The organism is Kitasatospora sp. NPDC056800 (assembly GCF_042789775.1).
Classification (GTDB): domain Bacteria; phylum Actinomycetota; class Actinomycetes; order Streptomycetales; family Streptomycetaceae; genus Kitasatospora.
Map to the genome: position 1 here is coordinate 1 of NZ_JBHUAL010000085.1, position 17,616 is coordinate 17,616.

Here is a 17,616-nt window from a genome sequence, read left to right on the forward strand (position 1 = left end):
GCGCCGGTGTCGGTCAGTGGCGGTGACGGTCAGCGCCGGAACAGGCCGGTGAGCACGTCCCACCAGCCGCGGCGCTGCGCCGGGATCGTTGGGGCCGCCGGGACGCCCCGCTCCGGTGCCGCCTTCGCCTGTTCCGCCCCTGTCTCCACCCCCGCCTCCGCCTCCGCCTTCGCGTCGGCCTCCGCCAGCTCCGCCTCCGCCACCGAGAGCGGGTCCGGCTCGATGTCGCGGGCGGTGAACTCCACTGGCAGCGCCGTCAGGTGCCGGGAGATCCAGGCCGAGCTCCAGACCAGCTCCTCCTCGGGCACCGCGAGCCGGACGTCCGGCAGCAGGGTGAGCAGGATGTCGATCCCGGCCTCGGCGACGTGCCGCCCAATGTCCTGGCCGGGGCACTCGTGCGGCCCGGCGCCGAAGGACAGGTGGGAGCGGTTGCCGTACAGCGGGGCCGCCAGGTCGGGGCGGACCACCGGGTCGACGTTGGCCGCCGCGAGCCCGAGCAGCAGCAGGTCCCCGGCCCGGATCTGCTGGCCGCCCAGCTCGGTGTCGGCGGTCGCCCAGCGGCCGGCCACCAGGGACATCGGCGGGGAGTCCCAGAGCACCTGGTCCAGCGCCTCGCCCAGGGTCATCTGGCCGCCGGAGAGGTGGGCGCGGAAGCGCGGGTCGGTGAGCACCATCTTCAGCGAGTCGGCGATCAGGTTGACGGTGGTCTCGTTCGCGGCGAGCAGCACCACCCGCAGGTGCTCCATCACCTCGTCCTCGGTCAGCCCGGCCGGGTGCGCCAGCAGACGGCTGGTCAGGTCGTCGCCGGGGTGCTCGCGCTTGAGGGCGATGGTGCGGCGCAGACCGGCGACCACGTACTCGTTGCTGGCGATCGCCGTCTCGGTGCCCTTCATCAGGTCCCGGGCGGCGGTCACCAGCTGCGGTCCGTACTCGTCCGGCATGCCGAGCAGCTTGGTCATCACCAGCATCGGCAGGTGCTCGGCGAACTGGGAGATCAGCTCGGCCTGGCCGGTCGGCCCGACCACCTGGACCAGGTCGGTGGTGAAGCGGCGGACGTGGCGGCGGATGCCGCGCCGGTCGAAGCCGTTCAGGCCGTCCAGCAGGGCCCCGCGCAGCCGGCGGTGCTCGTCGCCGTCGGCGAACACGCAGATCGGCTGCCAGGCGACCACCGGCAGCAGCGGGGAGTCGGGCGGGACCTCGTTGTTGCGGAAGGCGTTCCACAGGCGCGAGTCCCGGGAGAACAGCGTGGGGGTGCGCATCACGGTGATGTTGGTGCCGTGGCCGAGCACCAGCCAGGCCGGGTGGTCGCCGTGCAGCAGCACCGGGGCGACCTCGCCGTGCTCGGCGCGCAGCTTGTCGTACAGGACCGTCGGGTCGGCCTCGGCCTCCGGGCCGTACAGGCGGCGCAGGCCGCCGGGGCCGGTCGGGGCGATGCCGCCGCCCGCGTGGGCCGGGCAGCCGGGCGGTGGGGCGGTGGCCGGCGCGGAGCCGACGGATTCGGGGCCGGCGGGTTCGGGGATCGGGGTGGTCACGGGGTCTCCGGTCGCGGGTGGGGTTCGGTGACGAGCGGACGGGCTCGGGCGGACGGTGGGTGGCCGGCGAGCGGGCATGGGTGCCTGCTCAGCCGGTGGCCGGGACGGCCAGCTCGTACAGGTAGTGCATCAGGGTCATCAGGGTGTCCCGGCTGGACTCCCGGCTGCGCGCGTCGCAGCTGACGATCGGCACCTCGGACGGCAGGTCCAGCGCGCTCCGCAGCTCGTCGAGCGGAACGGCCGGGGCCTCCGGGAAGCTGTTGACGGCCACCACGAAGGGCACACCGCGCTCCTCCAGCCGCCCGATCACCTCGAAGCTGACCTCCAGCCGCCGGGTGTCCACCAGGACCACCGCGCCCAGGGCGCCCTCGAACAGGCCGTTCCAGAGGAACCAGAACCGCTCCTGGCCGGGGGTGCCGAAGACGTACAGCACGAGCCGGTCGCTGATGCTGATCCGGCCGAAGTCCATGGCCACGGTGGTGGAGGTCTTCTGCTCGACGCCGGTCGGGTCGTCCACCCCGACCCCGGCCTGGGTCATGGTCTCCTCGGTGGTCAGCGGGCGGATCTCGCTGACCGCGCTGACCAGCGTCGTCTTGCCGACGCCGAAGCCGCCGACCACCACCACCTTGACCGCCGTGGTGACGGAGTCCGGCAGCAGGTCCGCCCCGGCCGGCCCGACCACCGTGTCAGAGCCGCTGAAGTCCATGGATCACCGCCTCCAACAGGGCACGGTCGGGGAGTTCCGCCGCGGGCACGGCGGCGCTGCGGGCCTCGATCAGCCCGTCGTCGAGCAGGTCCGCCAGCAGCACGATGACCACGCTGACGGGGAGCTCCAGGTAGGCGGAGACCTCCGCGACCGAGAGCGGGGAGCGGCACAGCCGCAGGATCGCGGCGTGCTCCGGCTGGTGGGCGGGGGTCGGCTCCGCGCGGGAGACGATCAGGGTGACCAGGTCGAAGACCCCCGGCCCCGACGGGCCGCTGCGGCCCCGGGTGATGACGTACAGCCGGTCGGGCTCGGGGCCGTCCCAGCCGCCCTGCGCGGCCGTCATGCCACCGCCTCACTGTGCTCGTTCATGTGCCCGTCCCGCCGCCGGAGCTCGGCGCGGCAGGGCGGGACGGGTGGCGGTTCACGCGACCGCCTCGGGGTTGCGCGGCGGCGTGGACAGGTGCTCGCCGATCCGGGCGACCAGGTCGCGCATCTGGTGGCTCACCAGCCCGGCGTCCACGCCCTCGTCGGCGAGCACCGCGAGGTAGGCGCGGTCACCGGCGGCCATCAGGTAGAAGTAGCCGCCGTCCACCTCGATCACCACCAGCCGCATCGAGCCGTCGCCGTGCGGGAACTCGTGGCCGATCGCGCCGGCCAGGCTCTGCAGCCCGGCACAGGCGGCGGCGAGGCGGTCGGCGGTGTCCGGGTCGGTGCCGTACTGGGCGATCCGCAGGCCGTCGGCGGACAGCACGATGACGTGGCGCACGCACGGGACGCTGTGCGCGAGGTCGTTGAGGATCCAGTCCATGTTGCTGCGGTGCGGAATCACTGCTCGCCTTTCCCTGCCGTCTCTTCACTGGTGTGTGCGGCGCTGGTGCGTCCGGCACCCGACTGCCCGGCGTCCGTCTGCCCGGCGTCCGTTCGTCCGGCACCGGTCTGTTCGGCGTCCGTGGCGCGCCCGGCGCCCGCCGGACCGGACGGGCTCGGCCCGGTCCCCTTGATGCCGTCCATGAACGCCTCCAGCCACAGGCCCGGCTGCTTCGGCTCCTTGGCGGGGCGCGACGCCTGGGCCGGCGGGCCGGCCAGCGGACCGGGCGGCTGCGCCGTCGGCCCGCCGGGCTGCGCGGTGCCGCGCTGGGCGGGGCGCGCGGCACCGCCGAAGCCGCCCCGGGGCATCATCGGACGGCTCCGCCGGCGCTGCGGCAGGCCGTTGGGCGTCCACTCGGTCACGATCACCTCGTCGTCCCCGGCGCCCGGGCCGGAGGGCCCCCACGGGTTGGTCGAGCCGTAGGACGGCCCGACGCCGGCCGAGGTCGTCCGGGTGCCCCAGGGGCGGCCCGCGGCCGCGTGCCGGGGCGGGTTCGCGGGCAGCGGGCGGGGGCCGGAGAAGGCGCCGATGCCGTGCGCCCGCCCGGTCGGCGGCGCGGTGGTGAGCAGTTCCTGCGGCACGACCAGCACCGCCCGCACGCCGCCGTACGCGGAGCGGCGCAGCGAGATCTGGAAGCCGTACGCCTGGCAGAGCCGGCCGACGATGGCGAAGCCCAGCCGGGGGGACTCGGTGAGGTCGTCGAAGTCCTTGGAGACCATCGCCTCGCGGATCGAGCGCTCGGCGCGGAACCGGGCCTCGTCGGTGAGGCCGAGGCCGCCGTCCTCGATCTCGATCGCCATCCCGCTCTGCACCTCGGAGGCGCTCAGGTGCACGTGGGTGTGCGGCGGGGAGTAGCGGGTGGCGTTGTCGAGCAGCTCGGCGACGGCGTGGATCAGCGGCTCGACGGCCGGCCCGGTGACGGAGATCTGGGCCACCGGGTGCAGGTCCACCCGCTGGTACTCGAGGATCCGGGACATGCCGCCGCGCAGCACGCTGTAGAGCGCGATCGGACGGGTCCACTGGCGGCCGGGGCGGGCGCCGGACAGGACGGCGATACTGTCGGCCAGACGGCCGCTCAGCGCGTTGCCGTGGTCCAGGCGCAGCAGGTCGTCGAAGACCGCCGGGTCGTTGCCGTGCCGATCCTCCATCTCCCGCAGGTCCTTGGCCTGCCGGTGGATGATGGCCTGGACCCGGCGGGCGATGTTGACGAAGGCCCGCTCGGCCGAGTCGCGCCGGCTGACCTCGTCGTCGACGGCCTTGGCGACGGCCTCGGTGACGGCCACCAGCGAGCGGCGGAACCGTGGCGAGACGGGCGCCTCGCTCTCCTCGAACGGGCGGGTCAGGACGTCGAAGGAGTACCCGTACCGGGCCCCGGCGACCACCCTGCGCATCTCCACCCGGGCGAGCCGGTCCAGCTCGTCCTCCTGCCCGGCCAACCTGCGTTGCCACTCCTCGACCTGCCGGGCGTGCAGGTCACGGGACTCGCTCAGGGCCCGCCCCCGGCGGGCCGACTCGGCGGCCACCACGGCCACCAGCACGGTGCCCGTCGCCCCGCACCACAGCACCCCGGCCCGGGCCCCGGCGGACACCGCCACCGCGGCGACCGCCACGGCCGCCGCCATCACGGCCGTCGGCAACAACCAGCCGAGCAGGGGCGCTCGGCGCCGTCTGGCGGGTGACGATCCAGCTCGAAGCATTCAGCATCCTCAAACGATCGGAACAGTACGGACAAAAGCGGGGGGAGCGGCTCCGGAGGCGTGGTGGTGCAGCATAGCCAAGTTCAGGACATCCTGACCGAAAGTCAAAAATACCGTCCCGCAACCGACTTGTGGCAATCTGCCGGACAGTCCCGACATTTCGCACGCCAGTCGCAACCGGAGCGGCCACCGCCCTCCCACCAGGCTTCTCGTCGCGCCGCCCGCGCGCCGCCGACCCGCGCCGGATTCGCTCATGCGAAGGGTTTCCGCGCCAAGTCCCCGCGTATCGCGCCGAGTTCGTGCTAAGCGCGGTGACTCCGGTCAACCGGAGGCGCGGCAATCACCCGGAAGGGGAACCGCAGCCGGGCCCGATTCGGCTGCGTGCGGTGCGCCGGGCCTCCTAGGGTCGTCGCATGAACGATCACGACAGCCGCACACCGGCCGCACTGGGCCGGACCCTGCGCCACCTCATGGGCGACGCGGTGTGGGCGGGCATGCTGGAGGAGGCCTTCGAACGCCGGCACCCGATCGGCGCCACCCTGCTGCGCCAGGGCGAACCGGGCACCCACGTCCTCGCCCTGCGGACCGGAGTGGCCAAGGTCAGCCGACGGGAACGCAACGGGGACGTCCGGCTGCTGGCCTTCCGCGGCCCGGGCGAACTCCTCGGCGAGGTGGCCGTCCTGGACGACGGCGTCCGCTCCGCGAGCGTCCAGGCGATCTCGGACTGCACGGTCGCGGTCCTCACCAAGGAGGCCTTCCTGCGCTTCGTCGCCGAGCGGGGGCTGTTCCCCGTGATGGTCCGCTACGCCATGGGCCGACTGCGGGAATCCGACCTGGCCCGGATCGGCGGCGACGTCGTCCCCCGGCTGGCGGCCGCCCTGGTCGCGCTGGCCGACCTCTCCACAGGCCTCGCGCAGACGCCCGGCCGCCGGATCGAACTCGCCCTGACCCGGGACGAACTGGCCCAGCACCTCGGCGTCTCCCGGAACACCGTCACCGCGGGCCTCACCGCCCTGGCCGCCCACCGCGTCGAAGCCGGCCGCAAGTCCATCGCCCTCGACGACCTCCCCGCACTCCGCCGCGCGGTTGACGTTCCACGCGACTGACGCTCCGTCCCAGCGCTCCTTTGACCCGCGCGGCCTCGGATGTGACATCCGTCACTCACGTACCGCACCGAGCGAGCACACCGCGCGACGCCGGATCGCGAAGCTTGGTGGCGCAAGGTCAGCACGGAACGACAAGGAGCAGAGAATGACGGAGTTCGACCAGCCGATGCCCGAGGCCAGCGCCCTGCCGTACAGCCGCAGCCGGCACCTCCCGCCGTACCGGGGCATCGTCGCCGTCGACGCCAAGGACTTCACCGGGTACCCGGCGATCGAGCACGGCACCATCAGCGCGAACGTGCCGCAGCTGCTCCGACTCTCCTTCGAGCGGGCCGGACTGGGCGAGGTCTGGAAGGACCGGCGGTTCCCCAACTCGACCGGCGACGGGTACGTGTTCGGCTTCGACCCGGCCTGGATGCCCTTCCTGATCCACCCCTGGCTGAACACCCTCCAGGAGGTGCTCACCGAGTTCAACGTGCACTCGGTCGGGACGGTGCGCATCCGGCTGCGGGTCAGCCTCAACATCGGCCCGCTCCCGGACGACGGCGGCGAGTTCGACGGCAACGGCACCCCGCGCAACGACACCCACCGGCTGCTCGACTCCCGCCCGGTGAAGGCCATGCTGGCCGCCTCCAACGCGAGCATCACCCAGGTCGCCGCCATCCTGTCCGACCGCTGCTACCAGGACGCGGTGGCCGGCGGCTTCACCGGGCGCCACCCCGACCACTTCATCGAGGTGCCGGCCACCGTCGAGGGCAAGCGCTTCGACCAGCGGGCGTGGCTGTACGTGCCCACGCCGTCCGGGAACCTGTACGACCGCAGGATCCTCGGCGACGCGGTGGTGGAGGAGCAGGAAGGACGGGCGAAGCGGACAGCGGACGGGAGCACGGAGCAGCGCCGCGCGCCGCGCACGGCGGTGAACCAGCGGGGCAACGGCAGCAACCTGAACGCCGGCACGGTGCACGGCAGCCAGACCGTCACCAACGTGCGCGGTGACTCCTACGGCGGCGACCGCGTGGAGGGGCACAAGGTGGGGACGGTCAACGGCAACCTGGGCGACATCGTCCACGGCGACAAGAACGAGCACCGCCGGTGAACCCCGACGAGCGCCCGGCTATCGAGGGGCCGTCCGGCGGGGGTCGTGTGCCGCCGCCGGACGGGGCCGGCGCAGGAGGCTCGGACGGGCCCGGCTCCGGGAAATCGGGCAGAGCCGACGAACCGGCCCTCGACTTCGACTTCGTCGACTTCGAGGAACTCGACGCCGAGTTCGCCAATCGAGCAGGTACCCGGCCCGGATCCGCGCGGCGGTCGAACTTCATTTACGCACCGGGTGGAAACATCAACACCGGCTCCGTGCACGGGGACCAGCGAGTGGAGAACGGCGCGGCCGGGGCCGCCCCGGTCGGGGGCGAGCAGGTGGAGGCACAGGACGGCCCCATCTCCACGGTGGAGGTCATGGCCGCCCGAACCGGATTCGCGGAGCCGGACTGCTTCCCCGAGGCGCTGCGTACGCTCGGCACCCGCCTGCTCTTCCTCGCCGGTGAACCCGGCACCGGGCGCCGAACCACCGCCCTCAATCTTCTGGTCGAGAGCAGTGGGAACAGCATGGCCCTGCGCGCGCTCGACAGCGACTCGGATCTGTCGTCCTGGCAGCCGACGCACGCCGAGGCGCGCGGCTACCTGGTGCACGGCCTGTCGCCCACGGTCCGGTTGGGACCGGCCTCGATCGCCAAGCTGCGCCAGAGGCTGGAGGACGCCAAGGCCTTCATGGTGGTCATGCTGCCGGACAACGCCGACCGGCTGCGCGGCGTGGCCCGCGATCTGGAGCACAGCCCGGTGCGCTACACGCCTCCGTTGCCACGCGCGGTCTTTGACGCGCGCCTGGAGGCAGTGGTGTCCCACAGGGGGCGACGACAGGCACTGCTGGACCGCTTGGCAGAGGACCTGGACGACCTGCTGGCGCCCGAGCTGGTGCCGGCCCAGGTCGCTGAACTCGTCGACGAGGTGAGCCGAACCGGAGACGACGGCCCCGATCCGGCTGACCTCGGCCAACGGCTCAGCTTCCTCGCGGAGACGGAGGTCCCCGACCTCCTGAAAGAGCTTCGCGAGGACCCGGATGCCCTGGCGTTCCTACTTGTGACAAGCGTCCTGGAGGGGCTCGACCACCGGATCGTCCGGGAGGAGACCGACCGGTTGCTCGCACTGGCCGACGGTCGGCTTGACGCCGTTGTGCGGGTCGGCGCGGACCGGGAGGGCGAGCAGAGACGGGTCGTGCGCCACGAGGATCCGCAACCGAATCCGAGGTTTGTCTTCCGGCGCTCGTTGGACGAGCTGCTGGCGACCATCCGTGCCGAGTGTTCGCCGAGTGAGCGTCGGGAGATCTCGGGCTACGCCTACACGGTGGAGCCGGTGCGTTTCAAGCGGCACCGGCAGGCGGAGACGGTATTGCGGTACGTGTGGCGGCAGTACGCCGAGGTGTCGGGACTGCTGACCGAGTGGATCGACAAGGTTCCCGGTACCGAGCGTGACCTGGCTGAGCCCATGGGCCGTGTGGTGGGTCTGGCCACAACATGGAGTGGTGGCCGCAGGGCGCTGAGCCACATCCATGACCTGGCCAGATCCGACCGCGCGCAGAGCCGTAGCACGGCCGCATATGCCCTGGGCATCGCGGCGCAAGACCCGATGCTCGCAGGCGAGGTGAAGCACCGCCTTGGTCGTTGGAGCATCAGCGGCGGTTGGAGGCTTCGGTCAACCGTGGCTGATGCCTGCGGCCGGGACTTCGGTGCATCCCGGCCGGAACTCGCGCTCTCCCTGCTCCGGGGCTGCTATCGAGGCGAGGAAGAAGACGAGGACACGGTCGCCGGGGCGGTGCGCTGGTCGCTGGTGAGCCTCTTCGCGGGCGGGAACCAGTCGGTTGTCTTCCGGCAGCTCATGGAATGGGCCGGCAAACCGGGTCGTGACGCGGAGCTCGCGCACATGGCCTTTCCCGGACTGCTGTGGGACTTGTCCTGGTTCAGGCAACAGCTCAGCCCTGAGGGTGAGTTCGTCGAGCCTGTGATCGCCTTCATCCGAAGGTCACTCAATGACGAGAGGCTTTTCGCTGACACGAGCAACATGCTGATTGGCTGGTGCCACGAGGCGATCTGGGACGAGCCGCTTCGCGTCGCCGTCGAAACGCTGCTCATAGCGCTCTCATGGGAGATGCGCCCGGGTGAGTTGGGGCTATTCGTCGAGATCGACAGCAGCGACAACCTTGACCTGGTCGGGCGTGTCATCGCCCGTCGCACGCTGGAGGCCTGGCGGCGCGGCGAGCCGCAGCCGTATCGTTCCGCCCCTGCTTTCGGAGGATCCGATGACCGTCGAAGCTGACTTGCCCATCTACACCCAGGCCACCCGCGCCCCCTGGCGGGAGATCCTCCGGTACCGCTGGTCCGGACGGCGTGACCGTGCCCTGGTCCTGGTGGACCGGGCCGGGATGCACCACCAACTGATGGCGAGCCGTCCGAGAGCGGATGGCATGGGGGAGGACGGCGGAGCCGCGGCGCGGCTGGGGCTCCGCGGCTTCGACCGGGCGTACCTGGTCGAGCTCGATGAGCGTTCGGGCCTCCGCGGGGTCGGCCTCCCCACTCCGTACGGCACGGAATCGGTGGAGGTCCACGTCCTGTGGTGGGTCCACGATGCCGCACAGGTCGTGCGTACCAGGACCAGTCGGGGTTGGCTGCCGGTCCGTAAGGACCTCGACGGACGGTTGCACCAGCTCAGGGAGCGGTTCGTCACCGCGCAAACCAGCCTGGGCCCTGATCAACTGATGCAGTACCTCGCGGCGCCGTACGTTTTGCCCCAATTCGGTCTCAGCTACCGGGTCACGGGTGTTTCCGAGCGCGAGCACGGAAACGAACTGCGGCTCGGGGCGCCGGATGCGACGGATATGCCGTTCGACTGGATGGCGAAGAACCAGGAGGAGTACGCCTTCTGCCGACGGTCCGTCCAGGACGGACCGGTTGCCCTCGCCGGGCTCTGGCTCGCCAGGAAACCCGACGAGGTGCGCGACGTCCTGGACTGGGTGGTCAACCACGCCGACCTGCTCCGAGGCGAGACCACCTGGGAAGACCGGATGGCGCTCATGCTGGGCAAGTTGACGGAGCAGGAGCAGGAGGAGATCTCCAAGGTGCTGCGCGACCGCCTGGTCGCCCTCGGGCGGCAGGTCCCCGGGCCCGCCTCGCAGTCCCCACAGTCCTCAGGGCCGGACTTCGTCAAGCTCCACTCGAACGTCAACGGCTGGTCCGGCGGTGTGCCGAACGGGAGTCCGCGGTGACCGGGGCGGCGCGTGTGCGGATACGTGTGCGTCGGCAGCCGTCGCGGCGGCGCACGGTCGCCGGGCCTCGCGGGCGCTCCAGGGGCAGGAGCCGCCGGCCGACCGCGCCGACGGCGGCGTCCAGCCCGCCCTCGGTGTCGGCGATGGAGCGCCTGATGGCGGCCAACAGCGCGGAACTCGTCCGGGCCGACACCAAGGCCGCCGTGTTCCTGGCGTTCACCGGTGCAGTGCTCGCCACGTTCATCCCCTTGGACGGCGGTGCCGGTGCCGGCTCCCTGGCCTGGCTGGTCCCGTTCCTGCGGTGGAGCGCCACGGCCAGCGCCCTGCTGGCCGTCGGCTGCTTCGCCTCCGCGCTGGTGCCGCGCCACCGCAAGGGGCGGCGGGGTGGTGCGGACGGTCCGGGGTACTTCGAGCACATCGCGCCGGGGGCGGGCTCCGAGCGGCTGCGCCGTGCCTTCGAGCGGGCCGGGCACGACCCGGCGGGGCCGCTGTTGTCGGCGCTGGCCGGTACCAGTGCGATCATCCGCGCGAAGTACCGCTGGATCGAGGCCGGCACCGCCCTGCTCCTGCTGACGCTTCCGCAGTTCGCGCTCACCCTCCGGCCGCTGTGACGGCGGGCAGCTGACGGGCCCCGGCCGCACCACGGCCGGGGCCGGTGGCGCGACCGGAGGCAACAGGTGTTGCGCCATCAGGCAATAGCTGTTGACGACCTCCGCCGAAGCTCCGTACAGTGCCGGGCCATGGAGACAGGTGATCTTGGTCGGCGGGTGGCGGAGGACGTGGCCGGTGGCGGCGGCGTGGAGGGGCTGCGGCGGTTGTCGGGGGTGATCGAGGCGCTGGAGGAGCGGCGGACGGAACTGGTGGAGGAACTGCGGCGCGGGCGGGAGGCGACCTGGGAGGAGATCGGGCGGGCCTGCGGGATGACGCGGCAGGGGGCGACCAGGCGGTGGGCCGGCAGGCTGCGGGCGCGGTCGTTCGGCGTGGCGGCGGACGCGTACCAGCACGGTCGGCCGGGCTACCCCCGGGCGCTGGTCGGCTCGGCGGTGCCCCGGGAGGCCCGCCGCGTGCTCGACCTGGGCGCCGGGACGGGCAAGTTGAGCGGACTGCTGGTCGAGGCGGGCCTGGATGTGGTGGCGGTCGAGCCCGACGAGGGGATGCGGGCCCGGCTGGCCGCGGCCGTGCCGAAGGCGGCCGTCCGGGCGGGCTCGGCCGAGCGCATCCCGCTGCCGGACGGCAGCGTGGACGCCGTGGTGGTGGCACAGGCCTGGCACTGGTTCGACCAGGCGGCCGCCGTGCCGGAGATCGCCCGGGTGCTCGCCCCCGGCGGGACGCTCGCGCTGGTGTGGAACGTCCGGGACGAGTCCGAGCCGTGGGCGGCCGCCCTGGGCGTGCTGATGCACCGTTCGGCGCCGCAGCGGATCGACACCCGGCCGGCCCTTCCGGCGCCGTTCGGAGCGCCCGAGCGGCTGGAGATCCGCTGGGAGCACGTCACCACCCGGGCCGGGATCGTCGACATGGTCGCCTCGCGCAGCTACGTGATCGCGCTGCCCGAGGACGAGCGGGTCCGCCTGCTGGCCGACGTCGAGCAGCTGCTCGCCACGCACCCGGACGTGGCCGGCCGCGAGGAGATCGCCCTCCCGTACGTGACGAGGTGCACCCGTGTCCGCCTCGGCTGACCTGATCACCCTCCGCCCGCTGGGTGTCGCCGACGCCGAACCGTACCGGCGCTTCCGGCTGGCCGCGCTGCGCGAGACACCGAGCGCCTTCACCTCCAGCCACACCGAGGAGGCCGGCAAGCCCCTGGCCGCGACGCTGCGCCGCCTGGCCGCTGCCCAGGACGGGCCGGGCGCCCTGATCGGCGCCTTCGACAACACCGCTGCCGCACGTGGCAGAGGCGCGCTGGTCGGCACCGCCGGCCTGAAGGTGCCCAGCCGCAGTCAGGAACGGCACAAGGCCACCCTCTACGGCATGGCGGTGGCCCGCGACGCCGCCGGCCGGGGCATCGGCCGTGCCCTGGTGCGCGAGGTGCTGCGCACGGCGGCCCGGGACGGGCGGCTGCGGCAGGTCCTGCTGACCGTCTCGGAGGGCAATGAACCGGCCCTGCGGCTCTACACCTCCTGCGGCTTCGAGGTGTGGGGCCGGGAGCCGCAGGCCGTCCTGGTCGCTGGCCGGCCCGTCGCGAAGCTCCACATGGTGTGCCTGCTGGACGGGGAACGGGCGGCGGCGGCCGGGCGCTGACACCGGGTCGGTCGGTCCCGACCGTCAGGATCCCGCCCATGGATCCCACCACCGCCCTCGCCGGTCTCGACGCTCACCCCTGGGCCGCCGTGCCGTACCTGGCCCGGATCGCCGCCGCCTGGGCGGTCGGCCGGACGCGGGAGGGCGGGGCGGTGCGGGCCCAACTGCTCGACCTGGCCGGTGTCCACGAGGCCGCAGTCACGCACTGTCGCGCGGCCGCGGAGCAGACCACCAGCCGCTCCGAACGGGAACACCCCCTTCGACAGGCCCACCGAACCTCCTGAGCCGGCACGCTGAACGATGCTCGGCCGCAGCCGCGGGCTCCAGGGCAGTCGCCGCGGCACGGCCGGCTTCATGCCGCTGACCTGGACGTGACGGCTACGGCACCTCACCGCGAGCGGAAATAAGATCGCCACGAGTGGAGTTCGGTGAGGGAAGTCTGCCGTTTCAGGAGGGGTCATGCGAGCGATTCAGATGTCCGAAGTGGGCGGTCCCGAGGTGCTGCGACTGGTCGATATCGATCAACCGACGCCGGGCCCGGGCCAAGCGGTCGTGGAGGTCGCCGCATCCGGGGTCAACTTCCTCGACGTCTACCACCGCGAAGGCCGGTACAGCGTCCCGCTGCCCTTCACCCCGGGCGCCGAGGGCGCCGGAACGGTCGTCGAAGTCGGACCCGGCGTCGCTGACGTCGCAGTCGGGGACCGGGTCGGTTGGGTGGAGATTCCCGGCGCGTATGCCGAGCGGGCCGTCGTGGACTCCTCCCGGCTGGTGCCGCTGCCCGACGACATCGGCTTCGAGACAGCCGCCGCCGTGCTCCTCCAAGGCATGACCGCGCACTATCTCGTCAAGGACGCCTACCCGGTTCAGGGGGGCGACACGGTGCTGGTGCATGCGGCTGCCGGTGGCATGGGGCTGCTTCTGACCCAGCTCATCACCCATCTCGGCGGTAGGGTGATCGGCACGACGTCGACCACGGCGAAGGCCGAGCTGGCGAAGCGTGCCGGGGCCGCCGAGGTGATCCTCTCCTCCGCGGTCGACGATCTCGCAGCCGAGGTGAGGCGGCTCAACGGCGGTCAGGGACTGCCGGTCGTCTTCGACGGCGTCGGCGCGGACACCTTCGATGCGAGCCTCGCCAGCCTGCGGACCCGCGGCCATCTCGTGCTCTTCGGCGCGGCAAGTGGTGCCGTGCCGCCGTTCGATCCGATTCGGCTCGCCCACGGCGGTTCGCTGACCCTGATCCGGCCCAGCCTCGGGCACTACATCGCCGATCGGTCCGAACTGCTCCGACGGGCCGCCGATGTGTTCGAGTGGGTGCGCTCCAAGGCGCTTGAGGTCACCGTGACGGGCCGCTACGCACTGTCCGAGGCCGCCCGGGCCCACAGCGATCTGGAGGCTCGGCGTACCACCGGCAAGCTGCTCGTCGTACCCGATGCGGCCGTTGTCGGACGCCGCGAGGAGACGCAGAGCTGATCGAGGGCGACGAGGTCGGGGATCTTGGAGGCTGCGCCCTCCTGGCCGACCCGGGCTGACCTCACGGGTCCCGCCCGTGACCGGAGCCGATTGTCAGTGCCCGGTCGTAGCTTGTGGGGTGTCGGCGGGCGGGTCCCGCCGGCTCCCGCTTCCCTTGCCCGAAATCTCCGTCGCCCGAAAGGGGACCGCGCCGTGTCCGTCGCCGTGGAAGAGCAGGTCACGTACCTCGAACTGTCCGAGGACGAGGGGAGTGCGCACAAGTTCTACGAGGTGCGGCTCGCCGGCCAGGTGGTGACGGTACGGTACGGGCGGATCGGCGAGCCCGGGCAGAGCAAGGCGACGACGTACCCGAGCCCGGAGAAGGCGGCCTCGGCGGCGGCGAAGAAGATCGGCGAGAAGGTCCGCAAGGGCTACGCCCCGGCCGTCCGGGGCGTGCGCCAGCGCCGGGAGGTGACCAGGCGGCAGATCGTCAGCAGCCGCTCGACCGCCCGCCAGGCGCCGCTGCTGTGGCGCTTCCGCTCCGGCTCGCCCGCCTTCGGGATCTTCGTCGGCGAGGAGCACGCCTGGGTCGGCAACGAGCGCGGCGACGTCTACACCCTCACCCACGACGGCGAGGTGACGGCCCGCTACGGCCTGCCGGACGGCGTCAAGTGCATCGTCGCGGACGACTGGTGGATCTACGCGGGCTGCGACGACGGCAAGGTGTACGACCTGGGCGGCAAGATCCCGCGGGTGGCGTACGAGATAGCCCAGGACGTGGACATCTTCTGGCTCGACATCCACGACGGCGTGCTGGGCGTCGCCGACGAGCGCGGCGGGCTGACCACGGTGGACCACGAGGACGAGTTCCAGTGGCGCCGCCAGGCCGACGGCCGGTCCGGCTGGATGGTGCGCTGCGACGCCGACGGCGTCTACCACGGCCACTCGCGCGGGGTCGCCCGCTACGACAACCGCAGCGGCGACCAGCGCTGGTACACCCCCACCCGGGGAGGGGTGCTGTTCGGCTGGCAGGAGGCCGACGAGGTGTTCGCCGGCACCGGGCAGGGCTGGGTGCACCGGCTGCGCAAGTCGGACGGCGCCGAGGTGGCCGCCTACCGCTGCGACGCCGGCGTGTTCTCCTGCGCGGCCTCCCCGGACGGCGAGTACGTCTTCGCGGGGGACAACCACTCCTCGGTGTACTGCTTCGCCGCCGACGGCACGCGGCTGTGGAAGCTCGCCACCGGCTGCGGCTCGGCGTACAGCATGCAGTACCGGGAGGGGCGGCTCTACCTGGTGACGACGGACGGCTCGCTGGCCTGCCTGGACGCCGGCGAGCAGGCGGTGCGGGCGGCCGAGGACGGCACGCTGCCGAAGACCGCCGAGGTCAAGGGCGCGGGCTGGGAGCCGGTGCGGGCCGGCGCCGGGCTGGAGACGGTCGCGGTGGCCACCGCCCGGACCGGCGGCGAGGTCGAGGTCGAGTGCGTCCAGGACGGCACCCGGCTGCGCGTGCGGGTGCTCTCGCAGGGCTACGACCCGTCCTGGCGCGTGCAGTTCCCCAAGGACATCCGCATCCCCGGCGCCCGCTACCTGGTCGCCGAGGTCCGGGAGTCCGCCTCGGGCGGCTTCTACCGGGCACGCGGCGAGATCAAGCGCCTGCTCTGACCGGCGACTTGATGCCTGGTGACGGTGATCCGGCTCGGGGCGGCGGCTTCCCGAGGTTGTCCGGTTCTGGCGGGTAGGTCTGGTGGCGCGTGCATATGCGGCGGTGTTACCCCGGTAGTCTTTCCGCCGGGCAGCCCCTGAGCGTTGAGACCAGCGCCGGACAGGAGAGCACTGCGTGAGCACAGCGCACATCGGCCCGGGCGACTACAGCCACGTGCCGAACCCGGAGCAAGCCCTCAAGTATGCGATTCAGTACATCGCGGGTGAACGCGTTGAGATCGTTGAGGGAGTCATCACTCCCGTGTCGCCGTCCTGGGAGCATGAGAACACCGTCGATCTGATCCGCTTGCAGATCGGACCCCGCCAGCGCGAACTCGGATTGCGTTCAGGCTCGGGCAACCTCGACCTGCCCGGTACCGAGAACTACTACATCCCGGACCTGGCCCTTGTGCCGGTGAAACTGGCGGTGAACAACCCCGGTGCGTTGCTTCCCGATCAGACCGTCCTCGTGGTCGAGGTCACGTCCCCGTCGAACGCCGACACCGACCGGACGGTGAAGCGCCGCCGCTGCGCCCAGTTCGGTGCGCCGCTCTACCTCCTGGTGGACCGGCAGGAGCGGGCGTGCACGCTGTTCTCCCAGCCGGGTGCGCGCGGTTACACCAGGGTGGAGGGGCCGCACCCGTTCGGGGTGCCGGTGCGGCTGCCCGAGCCGTTCGAACTGGACGTGGACACCAGCGAGTTCTGAGCCGTCGGCGGTTCACGAGGTGGCCGTAGCCGCCGGCCGTGTCGAGGGTGTCGACGTCCATGGTGCTCCCCCGGGAGTCGTGCGGTCGGTCAGTCCTGGCCGGGGGTCCAGCCGAGGGCGGGGCCGAGGCGGGTGGCCAGGTCGGTGAGGATCTGCGTGTAGTCCTCGTGCTCGAAGGTGAACGGCAGGGCGAAGGCGACCTCGTCGACCTCGCGGTAGCCGGCGTGGGCGTGCAGCTGCTCGACGAGTTCCTCGGTCGTGCCGACCAGGTCGGGGGCGAACAGCAGCCGGGCCGGGCCCTGCGGGGCGAGGGTGCGCGGGGCGCGGGCGAGGGCGTAGGCCTGGTACTTGGCGCGCTGCTCGGGGGTGGCGCTGTCGGTGGGGATGACCACCAGGCCCTGGGAGACCCGGGCGCGGTCGCCGTCGGGGTGGCGCTCGCGGAAGGCGCGGATCTGGGCGGCCTGGATGGCGGCGAAGTCGAGCGGCTCCGCGTCGTCGCCCTCCGCCTTCACGACGCTGCTGGTGAGCAGGTTGAGCCCCTGCTCGCCGGCCCAGCGGGCCGAGCGCAGGCTGCCGGCGCCGTACCAGAGTCGGGAGGCCAGCCCGGGGGAGTGCGGCTGGACGCGGCGGGAGTACACCTCGATGCCCTCGGTGCCGGCGAAGTCGGAGGCATCCTCGCCGCGGACCAGGGCGAGCAGCCGCTCGGCGCGCCGGGGGCTGAAGTCCTCCTGGTCGCCGGTGTCGGGGTAGAGCGCGTCGCGCAGGTGCGCGTAGTGGGTGGGCGGGCCGACGCTGAAGCCGGGGTTGAGCCGCCCGCCGGAGAGCACGTCCACGGTGGCCAGGTCCTCGGCGAGCCGCAGCGGGTTCTCCCAGCCGAGCGGGGTGACGGCGGTGCCGAGCTGGATGCGGCTGGTGCGCTGGGTGGCGGCGGCGAGCACGGCGACCGGGGAGGAGATGCCGTACTGGAGGTGGCGGTGGCGCAGCCAGGCGCTGTCGAAGCCGAGCCGCTCGCCGAGGGTGATGAGGTCGAGGGTGGACTCGTGGCCGCGGCGCGGGTCCGTCTCGTCGAAGAGCCCGATGGTGAGGAAGCCGAGTTTCCGCAGCGGTCGGGGGTTCGGCGACATGGTGGGCTCCGCGGGGTGAGGGGCGGCCCGGGGGCGGGCCGGTCGGGTGGTGCGTTTCGAACGTACGCAGCCGCCGCGCCGCCCGACAAGATCGACGCGCGATCCGGACACCGGCCCGCAACGGCCCGCAACGGTGCGCAACACGGCGACACGTACGGCGGCGGCTCCCACCCCGTC

The 17,616-nt window shown here is 72.5% G+C and carries 17 protein-coding genes; 11 read left to right on the forward strand and 6 right to left on the reverse strand.

Going from position 1 to position 17,616, the window contains the following annotated elements:
* Positions 1-29: 29 nt before the first annotated feature.
* From ACFRQN_RS19785 to ACFRQN_RS19805, 5 genes are all read right to left on the reverse strand, one after another.
* On the reverse strand, positions 30-1,532 hold the full coding sequence (locus ACFRQN_RS19785; protein WP_380741384.1) for a cytochrome P450: 1,503 nt from the start codon (positions 1,530-1,532) through the stop codon (positions 30-32).
* Between the two features lie 88 nt (positions 1,533-1,620).
* Complete coding sequence (locus ACFRQN_RS19790; protein WP_375877289.1) at positions 1,621-2,238, reverse strand: ATP/GTP-binding protein; 618 nt, start codon at positions 2,236-2,238, stop codon at positions 1,621-1,623.
* Positions 2,219-2,581 carry a DUF742 domain-containing protein gene (locus ACFRQN_RS19795; RefSeq protein WP_380670015.1) on the reverse strand — a complete coding sequence of 121 codons (363 nt, stop codon included), beginning with the start codon at positions 2,579-2,581 and terminating at the stop codon, positions 2,219-2,221. The genes ACFRQN_RS19790 and ACFRQN_RS19795 overlap by 20 nt, the downstream gene beginning before the upstream one ends.
* Before the next feature lie 78 nt (positions 2,582-2,659).
* Entirely contained in the window at positions 2,660-3,046 is a 387-nt protein-coding gene (locus ACFRQN_RS19800; protein ID WP_181970384.1) for a roadblock/LC7 domain-containing protein, read from the reverse strand.
* A gap of 17 nt (positions 3,047-3,063) precedes the next feature.
* Positions 3,064-4,746: an ATP-binding protein gene (locus ACFRQN_RS19805; RefSeq protein WP_181970383.1), complete on the reverse strand. Its 1,683-nt coding sequence runs from the start codon at positions 4,744-4,746 to the stop codon at positions 3,064-3,066.
* A gap of 470 nt (positions 4,747-5,216) precedes the next feature.
* Between ACFRQN_RS19805 and ACFRQN_RS19810 the strand changes: the two genes are divergently transcribed.
* The 11 genes from ACFRQN_RS19810 to ACFRQN_RS19860 all read left to right on the forward strand — a co-directional run bounded on the left by ACFRQN_RS19810 (position 5,217) and on the right by ACFRQN_RS19860 (position 16,315).
* A complete protein-coding gene (locus tag ACFRQN_RS19810) occupies positions 5,217-5,909 on the forward strand; it encodes a Crp/Fnr family transcriptional regulator (RefSeq protein WP_380741385.1) in 693 nt (230 codons plus the stop codon).
* 145 nt (positions 5,910-6,054) lie between these two features.
* Positions 6,055-7,002: a hypothetical protein gene (locus ACFRQN_RS19815; RefSeq protein ID WP_380741386.1), complete on the forward strand. Its 948-nt coding sequence runs from the start codon at positions 6,055-6,057 to the stop codon at positions 7,000-7,002.
* Positions 6,999-9,275 carry a hypothetical protein gene (locus ACFRQN_RS19820; RefSeq protein ID WP_380741387.1) on the forward strand — a complete coding sequence of 759 codons (2,277 nt, stop codon included), beginning with the start codon at positions 6,999-7,001 and terminating at the stop codon, positions 9,273-9,275. The genes ACFRQN_RS19815 and ACFRQN_RS19820 overlap by 4 nt, the downstream gene beginning before the upstream one ends.
* Entirely contained in the window at positions 9,259-10,221 is a 963-nt protein-coding gene (locus ACFRQN_RS19825) for a hypothetical protein (protein ID WP_380741388.1), read from the forward strand. Before ACFRQN_RS19820 ends, ACFRQN_RS19825 begins: the two co-directional genes overlap by 17 nt.
* A gap of 155 nt (positions 10,222-10,376) precedes the next feature.
* Entirely contained in the window at positions 10,377-10,832 is a 456-nt protein-coding gene (locus tag ACFRQN_RS19830) for a Pycsar system effector family protein (protein ID WP_380741389.1), read from the forward strand.
* Between the two features lie 129 nt (positions 10,833-10,961).
* Entirely contained in the window at positions 10,962-11,897 is a 936-nt protein-coding gene (locus ACFRQN_RS19835) for a class I SAM-dependent methyltransferase (protein ID WP_380741390.1), read from the forward strand.
* On the forward strand, positions 11,881-12,459 hold the full coding sequence (locus ACFRQN_RS19840; RefSeq protein ID WP_380741391.1) for a GNAT family N-acetyltransferase: 579 nt from the start codon (positions 11,881-11,883) through the stop codon (positions 12,457-12,459). Before ACFRQN_RS19835 ends, ACFRQN_RS19840 begins: the two co-directional genes overlap by 17 nt.
* Positions 12,460-12,497: 38 nt before the next feature.
* Positions 12,498-12,743 carry a hypothetical protein gene (locus tag ACFRQN_RS19845; protein WP_380741392.1) on the forward strand — a complete coding sequence of 82 codons (246 nt, stop codon included), beginning with the start codon at positions 12,498-12,500 and terminating at the stop codon, positions 12,741-12,743.
* Positions 12,744-12,918: 175 nt separating this feature from the next.
* The gene (locus tag ACFRQN_RS19850; RefSeq protein WP_380741393.1) at positions 12,919-13,929 is read left to right on the forward strand and encodes a quinone oxidoreductase family protein; all 1,011 of its coding nucleotides are present in this window, start codon (positions 12,919-12,921) and stop codon (positions 13,927-13,929) included.
* 192 nt (positions 13,930-14,121) lie between these two features.
* On the forward strand, positions 14,122-15,570 hold the full coding sequence (locus ACFRQN_RS19855; protein WP_375877298.1) for a WGR domain-containing protein: 1,449 nt from the start codon (positions 14,122-14,124) through the stop codon (positions 15,568-15,570).
* A gap of 175 nt (positions 15,571-15,745) precedes the next feature.
* Positions 15,746-16,315: a Uma2 family endonuclease gene (locus ACFRQN_RS19860; protein ID WP_380741394.1), complete on the forward strand. Its 570-nt coding sequence runs from the start codon at positions 15,746-15,748 to the stop codon at positions 16,313-16,315.
* A gap of 89 nt (positions 16,316-16,404) precedes the next feature.
* Here ACFRQN_RS19860 and ACFRQN_RS19865 read toward each other — a convergent pair whose 3' ends face one another.
* Positions 16,405-17,439: an LLM class flavin-dependent oxidoreductase gene (locus ACFRQN_RS19865; RefSeq protein WP_380741395.1), complete on the reverse strand. Its 1,035-nt coding sequence runs from the start codon at positions 17,437-17,439 to the stop codon at positions 16,405-16,407.
* Positions 17,440-17,616 lie beyond the last annotated feature (177 nt).